At 68.2% G+C, this 16141-nt stretch carries 19 protein-coding genes; 12 read left to right on the forward strand and 7 right to left on the reverse strand.

Features of this window, described 5'->3' with window-relative positions; all coding sequences use genetic code 11:
- The first annotated feature begins 15 nt into the window (after positions 1-15).
- The 5 genes from L3Q65_RS41875 (at position 16) to L3Q65_RS41895 (ending at position 5578) form a co-directional block, all read left to right on the forward strand.
- Positions 16-1392 carry an extracellular solute-binding protein gene (locus L3Q65_RS41875; RefSeq protein WP_237598103.1) on the forward strand — a complete coding sequence of 459 codons (1377 nt, stop codon included), beginning with the start codon at positions 16-18 and terminating at the stop codon, positions 1390-1392.
- A complete protein-coding gene (locus L3Q65_RS41880; protein ID WP_182896354.1) occupies positions 1389-2378 on the forward strand; it encodes a carbohydrate ABC transporter permease in 990 nt (329 codons plus the stop codon). Before L3Q65_RS41875 ends, L3Q65_RS41880 begins: the two co-directional genes overlap by 4 nt.
- 70 nt (positions 2379-2448) lie before the next feature.
- Complete coding sequence (locus L3Q65_RS41885; protein WP_182896353.1) at positions 2449-3339, forward strand: carbohydrate ABC transporter permease; 891 nt, start codon at positions 2449-2451, stop codon at positions 3337-3339.
- Positions 3336-4601 carry a 6-phospho-beta-glucosidase gene (locus tag L3Q65_RS41890; protein ID WP_182896352.1) on the forward strand — a complete coding sequence of 422 codons (1266 nt, stop codon included), beginning with the start codon at positions 3336-3338 and terminating at the stop codon, positions 4599-4601. Before L3Q65_RS41885 ends, L3Q65_RS41890 begins: the two co-directional genes overlap by 4 nt.
- The gene (locus tag L3Q65_RS41895; protein ID WP_182896351.1) at positions 4598-5578 is read left to right on the forward strand and encodes an N-acetylglucosamine kinase; all 981 of its coding nucleotides are present in this window, start codon (positions 4598-4600) and stop codon (positions 5576-5578) included. Before L3Q65_RS41890 ends, L3Q65_RS41895 begins: the two co-directional genes overlap by 4 nt.
- Before the next feature lie 41 nt (positions 5579-5619).
- Here L3Q65_RS41895 and L3Q65_RS41900 read toward each other — a convergent pair whose 3' ends face one another.
- Positions 5620-6129 (reverse strand): SRPBCC domain-containing protein, encoded by a 510-nt coding sequence (locus L3Q65_RS41900; protein WP_182896350.1) that lies wholly within the window; start codon positions 6127-6129, stop codon positions 5620-5622.
- Positions 6126-6467 carry a helix-turn-helix transcriptional regulator gene (locus L3Q65_RS41905; RefSeq protein WP_182896349.1) on the reverse strand — a complete coding sequence of 114 codons (342 nt, stop codon included), beginning with the start codon at positions 6465-6467 and terminating at the stop codon, positions 6126-6128. Before L3Q65_RS41905 ends, L3Q65_RS41900 begins: the two co-directional genes overlap by 4 nt.
- A 29-nt stretch (positions 6468-6496) precedes the next feature.
- Here L3Q65_RS41905 and L3Q65_RS41910 point away from each other — a divergent pair, with 29 nt between their 5' ends.
- Positions 6497-7021: a peptidase inhibitor family I36 protein gene (locus L3Q65_RS41910; RefSeq protein ID WP_182896348.1), complete on the forward strand. Its 525-nt coding sequence runs from the start codon at positions 6497-6499 to the stop codon at positions 7019-7021.
- A gap of 26 nt (positions 7022-7047) precedes the next feature.
- Positions 7048-7524 (forward strand): hypothetical protein, encoded by a 477-nt coding sequence (locus L3Q65_RS41915; RefSeq protein ID WP_182896347.1) that lies wholly within the window; start codon positions 7048-7050, stop codon positions 7522-7524.
- 77 nt (positions 7525-7601) lie between these two features.
- Here L3Q65_RS41915 and L3Q65_RS41920 read toward each other — a convergent pair whose 3' ends face one another.
- Both L3Q65_RS41920 and L3Q65_RS41925 read right to left on the reverse strand, forming a co-directional pair.
- Positions 7602-8969, reverse strand: a complete 1368-nt coding sequence (locus L3Q65_RS41920) for a gluconate:H+ symporter (RefSeq protein ID WP_237598104.1) — start codon at positions 8967-8969, stop codon at positions 7602-7604.
- Positions 8966-9460 carry a gluconokinase gene (locus L3Q65_RS41925; protein WP_182896345.1) on the reverse strand — a complete coding sequence of 165 codons (495 nt, stop codon included), beginning with the start codon at positions 9458-9460 and terminating at the stop codon, positions 8966-8968. The genes L3Q65_RS41920 and L3Q65_RS41925 overlap by 4 nt, the downstream gene beginning before the upstream one ends.
- Before the next feature lie 126 nt (positions 9461-9586).
- On the opposite strand from L3Q65_RS41925, the gene L3Q65_RS41930 reads away from it, so the two are divergent.
- Both L3Q65_RS41930 and L3Q65_RS41935 read left to right on the forward strand, forming a co-directional pair.
- The gene (locus L3Q65_RS41930) at positions 9587-10270 is read left to right on the forward strand and encodes a FadR/GntR family transcriptional regulator (RefSeq protein WP_182896385.1); all 684 of its coding nucleotides are present in this window, start codon (positions 9587-9589) and stop codon (positions 10268-10270) included.
- Between the two features lie 25 nt (positions 10271-10295).
- Positions 10296-11195, forward strand: coding sequence for a CobD/CbiB family cobalamin biosynthesis protein (locus L3Q65_RS41935; protein ID WP_237598105.1), 900 nt, complete (start codon positions 10296-10298; stop codon positions 11193-11195).
- Positions 11196-11199: 4 nt separating this feature from the next.
- Here the strand turns inward: L3Q65_RS41935 and L3Q65_RS41940 are convergent, their stop codons facing one another.
- The 3 genes from L3Q65_RS41940 to L3Q65_RS41950 form a co-directional block, all read right to left on the reverse strand.
- Positions 11200-11808 (reverse strand): FMN-binding negative transcriptional regulator, encoded by a 609-nt coding sequence (locus L3Q65_RS41940; RefSeq protein ID WP_182896343.1) that lies wholly within the window; start codon positions 11806-11808, stop codon positions 11200-11202.
- Between the two features lie 67 nt (positions 11809-11875).
- The gene (locus L3Q65_RS41945; RefSeq protein ID WP_182896342.1) at positions 11876-12706 is read right to left on the reverse strand and encodes an SURF1 family protein; all 831 of its coding nucleotides are present in this window, start codon (positions 12704-12706) and stop codon (positions 11876-11878) included.
- 48 nt (positions 12707-12754) lie between these two features.
- Positions 12755-13216, reverse strand: coding sequence for a low molecular weight protein-tyrosine-phosphatase (locus L3Q65_RS41950; RefSeq protein WP_182896341.1), 462 nt, complete (start codon positions 13214-13216; stop codon positions 12755-12757).
- A 40-nt stretch (positions 13217-13256) separates the two neighbouring features.
- On the opposite strand from L3Q65_RS41950, the gene L3Q65_RS41955 reads away from it, so the two are divergent.
- The 3 genes from L3Q65_RS41955 to L3Q65_RS41965 are packed head-to-tail and all read left to right on the forward strand — an operon-like array spanning position 13257 to position 15969.
- Positions 13257-14075, forward strand: coding sequence for a Nif3-like dinuclear metal center hexameric protein (locus L3Q65_RS41955; RefSeq protein WP_182896340.1), 819 nt, complete (start codon positions 13257-13259; stop codon positions 14073-14075).
- Positions 14076-14092: 17 nt separating this feature from the next.
- Positions 14093-14830 (forward strand): zinc ribbon domain-containing protein, encoded by a 738-nt coding sequence (locus L3Q65_RS41960; RefSeq protein ID WP_182896339.1) that lies wholly within the window; start codon positions 14093-14095, stop codon positions 14828-14830.
- On the forward strand, positions 14827-15969 hold the full coding sequence (locus tag L3Q65_RS41965; RefSeq protein WP_182896338.1) for a bifunctional RNase H/acid phosphatase: 1143 nt from the start codon (positions 14827-14829) through the stop codon (positions 15967-15969). Before L3Q65_RS41960 ends, L3Q65_RS41965 begins: the two co-directional genes overlap by 4 nt.
- Positions 15970-16141 lie beyond the last annotated feature (172 nt).

Raw genomic sequence — 16141 nt, forward strand, 5'->3', positions numbered from 1 at the left:
AGGACAGGAGGGTTCATGTCCGCTCCCACCCGCACCCGGAGAATCGCGCGCAAGCGCGGATCTCTGCTGCTCAGCGCCGTCGCGGCGAGCACGCTGCTGGCGACCGCCGCGTGCGGTGCCGCCGCGCCCGCTGGAGGCGGTGACGCCGCGGCCCCGCCGAACAAGGACGACAAGCTCACCATCACCGTCTACAGCAAGTTCACCGACCGCGAGTACGGCGTGGTCACGAAGGCGCTGGACAAGCTCAAGGCGAAGTTCCCCAACATCACCATCAAGCACGAGGGGAACCAGGACGACGACAAGCTCACCCAGTCGATCCGCGGCGGCAACCCGCCGGACGTGGCGATCTCGTTCTACACCGACAACCTCGGCGCGTGGTGCTCGACCGGCAGCTTCCAGGACCTGAAGCCCTACATCGAGCGCGACAAGATCGATCTCGAGCAGATCCCGCAGGCGGTCCGCGATTACACGTCGTACCAGGGCAAGCGGTGCGCGATGCCGATGCTCGCCGACGTGTACGGGTTCTTCTACAACAAGGCGCAGTTCGCGGCCAAGGGCATCGCCGGTCCGCCGAAGAACACCACGGAACTGTTCGAGGACGTCAAGAAGCTCACCGAGTTCAACCCGGACGGTTCGATCAAGACCGCGGGCTTCCTGCCGTCGATGCCGTTCTACGCCAACCAGGCGCAGTACTGGGCGCCGAACTTCGGGGCCAAGTTCATGGGCCCGGACGGGAAATCGTCGCTCGCCTCCAGCCCTGGCTGGAAGGAGATGTTCCAGTTCCAGAAGAAGCTCATCGACTTCTACGGCGGGCACGAGAAGGTCGAGAAGTTCAAGGCCGGCCTCGGTGACGAGTACTCGAAGGACAACGGTTTCCAGACCGGCAAGCTGTCGATGATCTACGACGGCGAGTTCCGCACCGCGTTCATCAAGGACCAGGTACCCTCGCTCGACTACGGCACCGCTCCGGCTCCGGTGCTCGACAGCCTGGCGAGCCAGTACGGCGGCGGGTTCGGCACCGGCACGATCATCGCGATCCCGAAGGGCGCGAAGAACCCCGGTGCGGCGTGGGAGCTGATCAAGCAGGCCTCGCTCGACACCGACACCCTCGTCGAGATGGCCAACGGCCTCAACAACGTGCCGAGCACCAAGGATTCGCTGAACTCGCCGAATCTGAAGATGCCGCCACAGTTCAAGACCTTCACCGACATCTACAACAGCGGCAAGCTGGTCGCCAACCCGACCACGCCGATCGGCGACGCGTTCCTCAAGGCGGTCAACGACTTCGCCGAGAAGTGGCAGGCCGGGTCGGTTCCTGATCTGGACGCGGGCCTCAAGAAGGTCGACGCGCAGATCAACGACGAACTGGCGCAGAAGGGCGCCGGCGGATGACCACGCTGACCGCGGCGGAATCCGGAACCTCCTCCGCGCCGAACCAGGCGCGGAGGGGGTCTCCCCGGGCCAAGCGCCGGCGCACGGTGTTCTGGTTCATGGCGCCGGCGACCCTCGGGTTCCTCATCTTCTTCGCCTACCCGCTCGGCGCGACGCTGTTCTACTCCTTCACCCGCTACGACCTGATCAACCCTCCACAGTGGATCGGGTTCGACAACTACGTGCGCATGTTCACCAGCGAACCGCTGGTGAAAACCGCCGCGTACAACACGTTGTGGCTGGTGATCATCCTGACCGTCTGCCGGGTGCTGTTCTCGCTCGGCGTGGCGTCGGTGATTTCGCGGCTGAAGTCGGGCGTCGGCCTCGTCCGCACGCTCTGCTACCTGCCCGCGCTCGCCCCGCCCGCGGCCGCGACGCTCGCGTTCGTCTTCGTGTTCAACCCGGAGTTCGGTCCGGTGAACCGATTCCTGCGGCTCGTCGGCATCGACGGCGGATTGTGGTTCAACAGCCCGGAAATGTCGAAGCCCGCGCTGACCCTGCTCGCGCTGTGGGGTTCGGGCGAGCTGATGATCATCATCCTGGCCGCGTTGCTGGACGTTCCGGCCGAGCAGTACGAGGCCGCGGAACTGGACGGGGCCGGTCCGGTGCGCCGGTTCTGGCACGTGACGCTGCCGTCGATCTCGCCGGTGCTGCTGTTCGGCGTGGTCAATTCGATGATCTACGCACTGCAGTTCTTCACCCAAGCGATCGTCGCCGCGTCCGCTTCCGCGGGTACCGCGGACGTAGCGGGGAACTCGAAACTGATCGGTGCGCCGGAGAACTCGACGCTGACGTACCCGATCTGGTTGTACGTCCAGGGTTTCCGGTACTTCAACATGGGTTACGCGGCCGCGATGGCGGTGCTGCTGTTCCTGGTTTCCGCCGGGTTCACGTGGCTTTTGGTGAGGCAGATGCGCAAGAACCAGCATCAGGAGGAGGGGGCATGAATATACCCTTGCGGCAGCCTGTTCACGGCCCCGACCGGGTGCGAGCGCCCCGCATGAGCGGAGTGGGCGCATGACCACGATTTCGGCCCCCGCGCCCCCGGCTCCTCCGGTGCATCCGCGGGAGAAGTTCAAGCGGCGCTGGGACAAGAAACTGTCCTTTGTGGCCACGCACGCGGTCGGCATCGCGCTCGGCGTGATCTTCATGCTGCCGTTGCTGTTCGTTTTCCTCACCTCGGTGATGAAGAGCGACCAGGCGATGACGTCCAGTCTGTGGCCGACCGAATGGCATTTCGAGAACTTCATCGAGGTGTTCAAGAAGGCCCCGCTGCTGGAGTATTTCGGCAACAGCCTGCTGTACTCGGCGCTGGCGACGGTCGGGGCACTGGTCTCGGCGATCCCGGCGGCGTACGGCTTGGCGAAACTGCGGTGGCGCGGGCAAAACCTGTGCTTCATGCTCGTCGTCGTCGCGATGATGCTGCCGCCCCAGGTCACTGTCGTTCCGCTGTACGACCTGTGGGTGCGGCTCGGGTTCACCGGCACGCTGGTGCCGCTCATCGTGCCGTACTTCTTCTTCGACGCCTTCTCGATCTTCCTGCTGCGGCAGTTCTTCCTGACCATTCCGAAGGACTACCTCGAAGCGGCGAAGATCGACGGCTGCAACGAGTTCCGGGTGCTCACGCGGGTGCTGATCCCGATGGCGAAGCCGGGGATCGCGGCCACCGCGATGTTCTGCTTCCTGTTCACCTGGAACGACTATTTCGGCCCGCTGCTCTACACGGGCGAGAACAAAGACAACTGGCCGCTTTCACTGGCGATCGCGTCCTTCCGAGGCATGCACCACGTCGAATGGAACCTCACGATGGCCGCCACCGCGCTGATCATGCTGCCGGTGATCGTGCTGTTCGTGTTCGCGCAGAAGTCGTTCGTCAAGGGCATCACGTTCACGGGAGTCAAGGGATGAAACTGGCAGTGGTCGGCGGTGGGTCCACCTACACGCCGGAGCTGATCGACGGCATCGCCGGGCGGCGGGCCTCGCTCGACGTTGACGAGATCGTGCTGATCGACCCGGACGCCTACCGGGTCGAAGCGGTCGGCGATTTCAGCCAGCGGCTGCTGAACCACGCGGGGCATTCGGCCCGCGTGCGCACCACGGCGAACCTGGAGGAAGGCGTCGACGGCGCGTCGGCGGTCCTCATCCAGTTGCGCGTCGGCGGCCAGAAGGCACGCGCGTCGGACGAGACGTTCCCGCACCTGTGCGGTTGCGTCGGCCAGGAAACGACCGGTGCGGGCGGTTTGGCGAAGGCGCTGCGCACGGTGCCGGTGGTGCTCGACATCGCCGAGCGCGTGCGCAAGGTCGCCGGTGACGACACCTGGATCGTCAACTTCACCAACCCGGTCGGCATCGTCACTCGCGCGCTGCTGCAGGAAGGCCACCGTGCGGTCGGCCTGTGCAATGTCGCGATCAACCTGCAGCGCAAGTTCGCGAAGCTGCTCGGCGCTTCGACCGGCGACGTCAAGCTGGTCCACACTGGACTGAATCACCTGAGCTGGGAGCGCGGCGTACTGGTCGACGGCGTCGATCGGCTGCCGGAACTCCTTGCCCAGCACGCGGAATACCTCGGCGAAGAGGTCAGCGTGCCGGTCGAGTGGATGCAGCGGATGCAGGCCGTGCCGTCGTACTACCTCAAGTACTACTACTCGCACGACGCGCAGGTGGCGAAGCAGCAGACCGAACGCCCGCGCGCCGAGGTGGTCAGCGACGTCGAGGAAGAACTGCTGAAGATCTACCTCGACCCGGAGCAGGTCACGAAGCCGGAGTCGTTGGAGAAGCGCGGCGGCGCTTACTACTCGGAGGCGGCGGTGCAACTCGTGCACGCGCTCACTTCCGGTGGCGCGGCCGAGGAACACGTGGTGAACGTCCGCAACAACGGCACGTTCGATTTCCTGCCGGACGACGCGGTGATCGAGGTCTCGTCCACTGTGGATTCCGCGGGCGCGACCCCGATTCCGCAGTCCCCGGTCGACCCGCGGTTCGCCGGGCTGATCGCCGGGGTCACGGCGTACGAGTACCTGGCGCTGGACGCCGCGATCAAGGGCGGCCGGGACCGAGTCGCCGACGCGCTGCTCGCGCACCCGCTGGTCGGCCAGTACGCCAAGGCGGACCAGCTCGCGGACGAACTGGTCGCACGCAACCGGGATTTCCTGCCCTGGGCGCGGGCATGAGCGACACCGTCGTCGCGATCGACGGGGGAAACAGCAAGACCGAGGTGCTGGTGGTTTCGCGGGACGGCGTCGTGCTCGGCGCTTCCCGCGGCCCCGGCGTTTCTCCCCAGCGGGTCGGAGTCGACGGATGCGTTGCCGCACTGGAAGAATTCGTCCGGGAGGCCCTCCGCTCCGGTGGCTTGCCCGCTGATCCGCCGTTCGCCGCGCACACGTCGGCCTACCTGGCCGGTCTCGACTTCCCCCGGGAAGAAGAGGCGCTGCACGAGGCTTTGTCGGCGCGCGGCTGGAGTTCCACTTTGGACGTCGGCAACGACGTGCTGGCGCTGCTGCGGGCCGGAAGTTCCGACGGCACCGGGGTAGCGGTGGTGTGCGGCGCGGGCATCAACGGCGCCGGCTTCGCCCCGGACGGCCGGTCGTACCGTTTTCCCGCGCTGGGCAAGGTGTCCGGCGACTGGGGCGGCGGGTACCGGCTGGGCGAGGAAGCTTTGTGGTGGGCCGTGCGCGCCGAGGACGGTCGTGGACCGCGGACTGCGTTGGAATCGGCGGTCGCGGAGTACTTCGGTGCTGCGACACTGCTTGATGTGGTGCAGGGCCTGCACTTCGAGGAGATCGACGCCGCGAAGATCCACGGCCTGTGTCCGCTGCTGTTCGAGGTGGCCGCGGCTGGCGACGAGGTCGCTCAGGACGTGGTGACGCGGTTCGCCGAGGAAGTGAGCCTGCTGGTGGCCGCGATCTTGCGCCGCCTGGACCTCACGACGTCCGCTCCCGAGGTGATCCTCGGCGGCGGTGTGCTGACTGGAGTCGGCGCGTCGGTGATCGCGGACATCGAACGCCGCTGCTTGAAGGTGGCGCCGCGGGCGCAGGTGCGCGTGGTGGAGGTGAACCCGGTGGTCGGAGCCGCACTGTTCGGTTTGGACGAGATCGGGGCTTCTGACGCCGCGAAGGCAGCTTTGAAGGCTGCGACGCAACGCGCGTGAAAATGGGGTGGCTGCCCGAAAGCAGCCACCCCGCTCTCGTGTCAGGCCGTGAGGTTCTTGCCCGTCTCCAGAACGGACTTCAGGTCGGACAGGACCCACGCCCAGCCGCCGCCCGCGTTCTCGCCAGGGCCGGCGTTGATGTCTTCGTGCGCGCCGGACACGAGCGCCGCGTGGTTCGGCGCGCCGGTGACGTCGTGGGTGACGGTGAGCCGGGTTCCCGCGGTCTGCGTTTCCTCGATGTCATAGGTGAGCGTGGTGTACGGCTCGGCGACGAGGCTCGGGTCCATCTGCAGTTTCCAGGTGATCACCAGCTTGCGCGGCGGATCGGCCTCGAGTACCTCGCCGTCGAGGAGATCGCTGGTGAAGCCCGAATCGATGAACGCCTGGGTCGGCTTGGTGCGGTGCTTGCCGCCGCGTTTGAGGTCGAAGTCGGCGAGGCCGGTGTAGCCGTACTTCGCCGTCCATTCCGGCTTGGTGATGGCGTCCCACACCGCCTGCGGGGTGGCCTTGATGTAGACGCGGTTGACCTGCACGGTCGTGGTGTCGCTCATTTTCCTGGCTCCTTGACGGTTTCTTCGGCTTCGAGCTGGGCCTTGAGGTCCAGCAGCGCCGAGCTGTGGTGTGCGGTGTACTTGTCGATCCAGCGGTCGTGGATCTGGCGGATCGGGACCGGGTTCAGGAAATGCCGTTTCTCCCGCCCCTCCTTGCGCGAGACGACCAGTTCGGCCTCCTCGAGCAGCTTGAGGTGTTTCATCACCCCGAACCGGGTCATGTCCACTTCGGACTCCAGCTCGGTGAGCGTGCGGCCGTCACGCGCGTAGAGCAGGTCGAGCAGGAACCGGCGGGTCGGATCCGCCAGAGCCTTGAAAACCAGGTCCTCGTCGGGCACGCACCGAGAATAGGTGACCAAAAGGTCACATGTCAACCGGCGAGGCAGAGGGAGCGCGAATCTCGTCGACGGCCGTACGGGTGACGTTTGGTCTAGATGCGTCACATCCCGGCCTGCGGGCGGTACCTTCTGGTTTGCTGGCCCGCTGGGGGAGCCGCGACAGCGAAGACGGGGGAAATGTGCATCGAACGAGGATTCTTTTCATTGTCATGTCGGCCATTGCCGCGGTGATATTGCCGTCGGCGGCGTACGCCAGTGCGGCGGACCTGCATGATTGTCCGGACGACTATTTCTGTGTTTGGGAGGAGCCGAACGCGACCGGGCACTTCGCCAAGTTCCAGCTCGGCTCGTCTGATCTCGCGAAACCAATCAACGGGCACGTTTTCAACGATCAGATCTCGTATGTGTGGAACCGCACCACGAGCGTGTGGTGCGTCTACCGGGACTCGGGCTACTCGGGCGGTTCGTTGCGAATCTCGGTGGAGTGGCAAGGCCCGCTCGGTCCGCGCTACAGCTTCGACAACGTGGTCAGTTCGCTCAGATCGTGCGCATGAGGCAGGAACCAAGGGGAGGACGGGAAATGAAGAACGCGGTGAAGATGGCGACGGTGCTCGGGCTGATATCTTCGGCTGCGGTAGCGGTCGCGCCTTCGGCTTCAGCCTCGGCGGCCGCGCAGACGTGCCAGTTCGGCAACGAGTACGGGCACGTTGTCCGCGGCGGTGATCTGTATTACGGCGGAGATCTGGTGGGCACAGTCGCGGTCTGCCGCGATGACTCGTACAACTATTGGGGCTATCTCGGGTTTCGGGAAAAGCTCACGGCCAGCCAGTGGGCGCAGGCGACGCTGTACCGCGAACGCGACACAGTTCCGGCGGATTCAGTCAACTGCGACAGCAAGGGCGGCAATGGGAACGTGGGTGCGTTCCAGCGGGTGTGCTGGACCCCCAAGGTCAGCGGAGTGAGCGGCCACTACACCTTTCTCGCGACCGGCGAGCTGTACAGCAGCCACACCGGCACCCGGTTGGCAATCGGTTCCACCGGCGATTTCGCCCGTTAGCGAGGTGGGCCGAACGGCCGCGGCGGGACTTCCGCCAAAGGAAGACCCGCCGCGGCCGTGAAGGGAATCAACCAGCGCTAAAGCAGTGCGCCCAACGGCAGGATCAGCGCGATCGCCACCACCGAGATCACCGTTTCCATGACCGACCAGCTCTTCAGCGTCTGGCCGACCGACATCCCGAAGTACTCCTTGACCAGCCAGAACCCGGCGTCGTTCAGGTGCGAGAAGAAGAGCGACCCGGCACCGATGGCCAGCACCAGCAGGGCGTTGTGCGTCGGATCGAGCGTCGCGGCCAGCGGGGCGACGATGCCCGCCGCGGAAACCGTCGCGACCGTCGCCGAGCCCGTCGCCAGGCGGATCGCCACCGCGACCAGCCAGCCGAGCAGCAGCGGGGAGAGGTCCGCGCCCTTGGAGAGGCTGGTGATGACGTCGCCGACCCCGGCGTCGACCAGGGTCTGCTTGAACCCGCCGCCCGCGGCAACGATCAGCACGATCCCGGCGATGGGGCCGAGGGAATCGCCGATGATCGACGACAGGCGTTCCCGGTTCAGTCGCGCGGGACGGCCCAGCACGACCATGCCGACGAGGACCGCCAGCAGCAGCGCGACGAGCGGGTCGCCGATGAAGTCCAGGACGCGGCGGGCCGGGTTTCCCTTGTCCGCCAAGATGTCCGCGAGTGCCTTGGCCAGCATCAGGACCACCGGCAGCAGCACCGTCGACAGGGTCGCGAAGAAGCTCGGCCGGTGCTTTTCGTCGGTGCTCTCGGATTCCGGGACCAGCCGGGCGGGCGGCGCGGCGTCGGGCACCATCTTCGCGGCGAGACGGCCGAACAGCGGACCGGCGATGATCACCGTGGGAAGGCCGACCAGCAGGCCCAGCCCCAGAGTGAGGCCGACGTTGGCGTTCAGCGAACCGGCGGCGGCCAGCGGGCCGGGGTGCGGCGGGATCAGGCCGTGCAGCACCGAAAGTCCCGCCAGCGCCGGAATTCCCAGCAGCAGCAACGGTTTTCCGCTGCGCTTGGCGACCAGCAGCACCACCGGGATCAGCATCACGAGGCCGATCTCGAAGAACATCGGCAACCCGATCAGCGCGGCGACCAGCGCCATGGCCCACGGCAGCCCCGGCCCGCGGACCCGGCCGAGCACGGTGTCGACGATCCGGTCCGCGCCGCCGGAATCGGCGAGCAGTTTGCCCAGCATCGCCCCGAACGCGATCAGCACGCCGACGGACGCGACGGTGCTGCCGACGCCGTTCGTGAAACTCTTGAGCAGTTTGTCGATCGGCATCCCGGCGACCAGGCCGAGCACGCCGGAGCCCAGCGTGAGCGCGAGCAGCGGATGCAGTTTGACCTTGCTGATCAGCACCACGATTACGGCGATGGCGAGCACCGTGGCGACGATCAGGCGGGTGTCGTGGCCGGTCCAGCCGGCGGCGAGGGTGTTCATGCGGACTTCCGGAAGGCGGTCAGGGCCGACTCGACGAGATCGGCGGGCGGGAGGCTGATGTCGAAGGTTTCGCCCGGCTCGTCGGGCTCGAGCGGTTCGAGGTCGGCGAGCTGGGAATCGAGCAGCGAGACCGGCATGAAGTGGCCGCTGCGGGTCTTCATCCGCTCGGCGAGCAGGTCGCGCGAGCCGTGCAGGTGCAGGAACCACACGTCCCAGCCGCCGCGCAGCACGTCGCGGTAACGCCGCTTCAGCGCGGACGAGCTGACCACGCCGCCGCTTTCCTGGTGCTCGGCGATCCACAGCGCGATCGCGGCGAGCCACGGCTCGCGGTCCTCGTCGGTGAGCGGATGGCCCGCGGTCATCTTTTCGATGTTGGCCTGCGGGTGGAAGGTGTCCGCCTCGGCGTACTCGACCCCGAGCTCCTCCGCGACCGCCTTGCCGACCGTCGTCTTGCCCGAACCCGATACGCCCATCACCACGATGACTGTCATGCGCACCTCCCACGTCTTTGTGCCCTGGAGAGTCAAACTCAAAAGTACTACTTAATCAAGAAGAAGTAGTACTTAATCGAGTCAGAGGGTTAAGTTAAGCCCGTGGGGAATGATCGGCACGAGGACATGCTCGACGAGCTCGGCGCGGCCATCGCCAGCGGCGAGCTGGCGCCGGGCGCGGTGCTGCGCTCGGAGGAGCTGCAGGAGCGGTACGGGGCGTCGCGGACGGTGGCCCGCGAGGTAGTCCGGGTCCTCGAGACGATGGGATTGACCAGCAGCCGCCGCCGCGTCGGGGTCACCGTCCGCGAGCCGGCCGAGTGGAACCACTATGACCCGAGGCTGATCCGCTGGCAGCTCGACGGCGCCGACCGGCCGACCGCGCTGCGCACGCTGACCGAGCTGCGTTCAGCCGTCGAACCGTGCGCCGCCCGGTTCGCCGCGGTCCGCGCGACCCCGGAGGAGCGCGGACGGCTGCGCGCGCTGGCGGTGCATCTCCAGCGCACGGCGCGGGCTCGGGATCTTGACGCCTTCCTCGGTCACGACGTCGCATTCCATGATCTGCTGCTGTCCGCGTCGCGGAATCCGATGTTCGCGCAGCTGTCCTCAGTGGTCGCCGAAGTGCTCGCCGGGCGCACCGAACACGGCCTGATGCCAGACGAACCGCAGCCCGAGGCGGTCGCGCTGCACGTCGAGGTCGCCGAGGCGATCGACCTGGCCGACCCGGTCCGCGCCGAACGCGCGATGCGCGACATCGTGGAGCAGGCACGCGAGGAAATCGCCGCCGCGGTGTCGAGTAATCTCGGCGACTGAATCGTCCACGTTCGGGGGGCTACAGGTGAGCGCGGCGCGCGCGATCGGCTTGATTCTCGGTTTGGCCGCAGACGGAGCACTCGGCGACCCGCGGCGACGTCCGCCGGTCACCGCCTTTCGCCGGGCAGTCGCCGCCACCGGTTCGCGGCGCGCGGCCGGTCTCGGAATCGCTGGCACGGCCGTCGCGGCTGGCGTGCTGGTCGAGCGCACCGGCCGCCGCAGCCCGGTGCTGCAGGCGACCGCGACGGCAGTGGTGACCTGGGCGGTCGTCGGCGCGGCCGGGCTGGCTGCGCAGGGGACGGAATTGGCTCGCGATCTCGAAGAGGGCCGTCTCGAACCGGCGCGCGACACACTGTCCGAATTGGACCCGCGCGTCACCGACGGGCTGAGCACGATCGGGCTTTCCCGTGCGTCCGTGGAAACTCTGGCCGAGAACACGTCCGAAGTGGTCGTGACCCCGCTGCTGTGGGGCGCGGTCGCGGGCGTGCCCGGGCTGCTCGCGGCGCGCACGATCGGCTTGCTGCGCCGACTGCTTCCCGGGCACTGGGTGATCGACCGGCTTGACGAACTCGTCCACCTCCTGCCGACCCGGGTGGCTGCCGGGTTGACGGTTCTGGGCGCGCCGGTGGTCGGCGGTTCGGCCGGTGGAGCGTGGCGGGCTTGGCGGCGGGACACGATCGCGCATCCGAGCCCGAACGCGGGCCGGGTCGAGGCGGCTTTCGCTGGGGCGCTGGAGATCCGGGTCGGCGGGCGGACTGAGTATCCCCACGGCGTGGTGGAGTTGCCGGTGCTGGGGGTCGGCCGGAATCCGGATGCCGGGCACGTGACGCGTGCGGTGGAGCTGTCCCGGGTGGTGGGCTGGCTGGCCGCGGGGACGTCGGTGCTCGTGGCCGTGCTGACCGGATTGCGCCGCCGAAACCCTTGAGCTGTCACGGTTTCAGGTGCGCGATGGCTTCCGCGTCGTTGAAACCGTCCCGTTCGGACAGCAGCGCTCCGATCCGCTGCCGGTCCTCGGATTTCTTGTTCCCGCCGTATTTGAACTTCGCCCGCACCTCGGTCACGGTCAGCTCGACGCCGCGAATCCCGGGCAGCAGCCGCCGGTCCGGAGCGTCCACAGCGGACACTGGGGTGCGCTTGCCGTCCGGTTCGAAGTGCGCCAGCTGGTGGTTCAGCAAGGCGGCTTTCTCCTCGGGATCGTCGACGAGCCGGACGTCGCAGGCCAGCTGCACGCTCGCGTAGTACGACGTGGGCACGCCGAGTGCGGGATCGTCGGCGGTGTTCCAATCCGAGCGGATGTAGGCGTAATCGCCGGTTACGGTCAGCAGGGCGCGCGGGTGTTCCTCCAGCAGCGGCCACACCGGGTTCGGCCGGGCGAGATGCAGGCGGACGGTCGCGTCGCCGTCGAAGACGAAGTGCGTCGGCACCACCACGGGGAGATCACGGCCGCGGCCGCCGGCGACCAGTTCGCCGAAATCGTGTCCGGCGAGCCATTCCCGCCATTCGTTCTCGTCCGCGGCGTCCCAGGGGTGGATCAGCATGCGATCAGTATCAGCGCCGCAAGTGGCACCGACAAAGAGCCATTTTCCCGAGAAACGACCAGGCCACTCAGGCGGTCGGCGAGTACTCGTCCTCGTCTTCGGCGAGCATCTCCGCGACGGACTTGCGCCGGCCCCGCTGCGGGCGCTCGGTGGTCAGTGCGCCGCCCGGACGCAGCTCGCGGATCGTGAAGTACAGCCAGCCCAGCAACGCCATCGTGCCGAACGCCAGCCACTGCAGCGCGTACGAGAAGTACGGGCCTGACTCCAGTTGTGGCAGTGGCAACGGGCTGAGCACGCCGGGCTGATTCTGGTCGAGCTGGAAGTACCCGGGCCGGATGGTCAGGCCGGAAGACTTCGCCACCACGCGCGAGTCGACGGTGTAGCTCTGCAGCTTCCCGTTCGTCGACGCGTCGGCGAACGCTTCGCGGTTCTTCGGGTCCGTCTCGTCGCTTCGCACGCGCGCGACGACCGTGACCTGTCCGCCCGGCGCTGCCGCGTACGGGAGCACGCCCGAGTCACTGCTGAGCCCCACGTAGCCGCGGTCGATCAGGTAGACAGTGCCGTCAGTGGCGCGAAGCGGTGTGAGGACCTCGTACGCGCCTTGGCCCTGCACAGTGCGCAGCCGTGCGACAACCTCGGCCGAAGGCAGGTACGTGCCGGTGATCGACACGAGGTGCCACTCGGTGTTCTTGTCCGGCTTCGTCCCTGGCGGCAGCAGCTGTGCCGCAGGTGCCGGCTTCGCGGTGAACGACGTGGTCAGCGCGTTGTTCTGGGTGACCTGCTCGCCGTCGCGGCGGAACTGCCACGGGGCCAGCAACGTGTAACAGCAGATGGCGAAGGTGAACACCACCACTGTCAACGCCAGCCATCCCGGCCGGAGCAGAAACCGCAACCGCACCCCTCTACGGTAGGCCGTCGCGTTCCGTGCGCGCACCCGGACCGGACGTCACGCCTGTTCGCGGACCCAATCCAGCAGCCCCGGCACGCTCCGCTCGATCATCCCGAGCACGTCCTCGAAGCCGTCGTCGCCGCCGTAATACGGGTCCGGCACCTCGGCGCCTTCCGGAGCGGACGGGTCGAACGACCGCAGCAGCCGCACCCGCGAAGGGTCCTCGACGCGGGACTGCAGGAAGCCCAAGTGACTCTCGTCGGCGGCGAGCAGCAGGTCGGCTTCGAGGTCTTCGTCGCTGACCTCGGCCGCGATGTGCTCGGTCGGGTAGCCATGCGCCTTCAACGTCGCGCGCGCCCGCCGATCCGCCGCCTCGCCGACGTGCCACGGACCGGTGCCCGCGCTGGACACATCCACGGCGTCCGCGAGGCCCGCGTCGGCGAGCTTCTTGCGGAAGACGAGTTCCGCCATGGGGGAGCGGCAGATGTTTCCGGAGCAGACAAACACCAGCTTGGGCATGGTCCGCAGTCTCTCAGAGCGACCGTGCGAGGATCCCCAGGTGCCTGCATTAGCCGAGATCATCGCCGTCCTCGAACGCAGTTACCCGCCCCGGCTGGCGGAAAGCTGGGACGCGGTCGGGCTCGTCTGCGGAGACCCGGCCGAGGACGTCACCCGGGTGCTGTTCTGCGTCGACCCGGTCGAGCAGACCCTTGCCGAGGCCGAGGAATTCGGCGCGCAGCTGATCGTCGCGCACCATCCGCTGCTGCTGCGCGGCGTGCACGGCGTCCCCGCGGACACTGCCAAGGGCTCGCTCGTGCACCGCATGATCCGCGGCGGCATCGCGCTCTACTGCGCGCACACCAATGCCGACTCGGCCGACCCCGGCGTGTCCGACGCGCTCGCGCAAGCCATCGGCCTCGAGGTCGACCGGCCGCTCGACCCGCACGAACCCGGCGGAGCCACCGGGATCGGCCGCATCGGGCACCTGCCTGCCGCGGAGCCGTTCGCGCAGTTCGTCCAGCGGGTCGCCGACGCGTTGCCGGCCACCGTGCCCGGCGTGCTCGGCGCGGGCGACGCGGACCGGCTGATCCGCACCGTCGCGGTGTCCGGCGGCGCAGGCGACTCGTATCTCGCGACGGCGACGGCCGAGGGTGTCGACGCGTACGTGACAGCGGATCTGCGCCACCATCCGGCTGGCGAACACCTCGCGTCCGGCGGAACCGTGCCCGCGCTGGTCGGCTTGACGCACTGGGCCAGCGAGTGGCCGTGGTGCGGACAGGCCTCGGCCCTTGTCGGCGCGGCCTTTGCGGGTACCGTCGAAGCTCACGTCTCCACGCGGTGCACCGACCCGTGGACCATCCGCGCTACCGCCCAGTAACTAAATCAGGGAGCACAGTGAAGGCCGACCCCGCCGTCCAGCGTCAGCTGCTCGAACTCGCGAAGGTGGACGCCGAGCTTTCGCGCGTCGCGCATCGCCGCCGCACTCTGCCCGAGCTCGCCGAGATCGAGGCCGGGGAGAAGACCGTCCGGGAGAAACGCGACGCGCTGGTGTCCGTCGAGACCGCGACGTCCGACCTCGACCGGGAGATCGCCCGGCAGGAGAAAGAGGTCGAATCGGTGCGGGCGCGCGAGGACCGCGACCGCAAGCTGATGGAGTCCGGTTCGGTCGGGGCCAAGCAGATGACCGACATCGAGCACGAGCTGCAGACGCTCGGCCGCCGCAAGGGCGCGCTCGAGGACGACCTGCTGGAGCTGATGGAGCAGCGCGAGGCGCTGGGCCTGGACGCGCAGCGCACGAGCGCCGAGGTCGACAAGGCGGTGCAGGCGGTCGAGGCCGCCGCGGCCCGCCGCGACGAGGCGTTCAAGGACCTCGACACCACCGAGGCCCGGCGCAAGGAGGACCGCGCGAAGCTGCTGCCGCGCTTCCCGGAGCCGCTGCTCAAGCTGTACACCCGCGTCTACGACCACAAGGGCATCGGCGCGGCGCTGCTGCGGGCCCGCCGGTGCGGCGCCTGCCAGCTCGAACTCGACCGCAACACCATCTCCGAGATCAAGGCCGCGGCCGAGGACAGCGTCGTGCAGTGCGACAACTGCGGCGCGATCCTGGTCCGCACACTGGAGTCGGGCCTGTGACCGAACGGGCGATCGTCGAGGCCGACGGCGGCTCGCGGGGCAACCCCGGCCCGGCGGGCTACGGCGCGGTCGTGAAGGACGCGGCGACCGGCGAGGTGCTCGCCGAACGCCATGAATACCTCGGCATCGCCACGAACAACGTCGCGGAGTACTCCGGGCTCGTCGCCGGGCTCGCCGCGGCCGCCGAACTCGGAGTGTCCATTGTGGACGTCCGGATGGATTCGAAGCTCGTGGTCGAGCAGATGTCCGGCCGCTGGAAGATCAAGCACGCCGCGCTGCAGCCGCTCGCCGCACAGGCACGCGAGATCGCGGCGGGCTTCGAGCGGGTCGGCTACACCTGGATCCCGCGCGCGGAGAACTCGCACGCGGACCGGCTCGCGAACCTCGCCATGGACAGCGCCGGATCCGGCGCGACCTCGCCCGCCCCGGTCGCCGAGACGCGGCCGAAGGCCAAGGCCGCCGAGCCGGACCGGGTGTCCCCGGCGGGCTGGACCGGGGCCCGCGGCACGCCCACCAAACTGCTCCTGCTGCGCCACGGCCAGACCGAGATGTCGGTCGACCGCCGCTACTCCGGGCGCGGCGACGTCCCGCTCACCGAGCACGGCCGCGGCCAGGCCGCCGCGGCCGCCAAACGGCTGGCCGCGATGCCCGGGCTGATCGGCGAGGACGGCGAACCGGCTCCGATCGTCTCGTCGCCGCTGATCCGCACCAAGCAGACCGCGCAGGCCGTCGCCGACGCGCTCGGCGGCCGGGTCGAGACGCATCCCGGGCTCATCGAGACCGACTTCGGCGAATGGGAGGGGCTCACCTTCGGCGAGGCCGCCCAGCGGGACCCGGAACTGCACCGCTGCTGGCTGAGCGATTCGTCGTGCCCGCCGCCCGGCGGCGAGAGCTTCGACGCGGTCCACGAACGCGTCGGCAAGGCCCGGCGCGATCTGGTGGAGCAGTACGACGGGCGCACCGTGCTCGTGGTCAGCCACGTGACGCCGATCAAGACCCTGCTGCGGATGGGGCTCGACGCGGGGCCGTCGCTGCTGTTCCGGCTGCACCTCGACCTGGCGTCGCTGTCGATCGTCGAGTTCTATCCCGACGGCAACGCCTCGGTCCGGTTGGTCAACGACATCTCGCATCTGTCCTGAACCAGGCAAATATGACGTGGATCACGGTCGGGGATGACGTGTGAAACGGCCCGAATGAGGTATTGGCTAGAGTGCGGTGTCGACCGCGGCGCCGCGGCGCAGGTCCCGGCCGGGACTTCAAGGGGGGCGCAGGCTCGTGCGTTTCTTCGGCAGCATCCGCAAGTGGAAACAG

Source organism: Amycolatopsis sp. FU40 (assembly GCF_021903635.1).
Classification (GTDB): Bacteria; Actinomycetota; Actinomycetes; order Mycobacteriales; family Pseudonocardiaceae; genus Amycolatopsis; species Amycolatopsis dendrobii.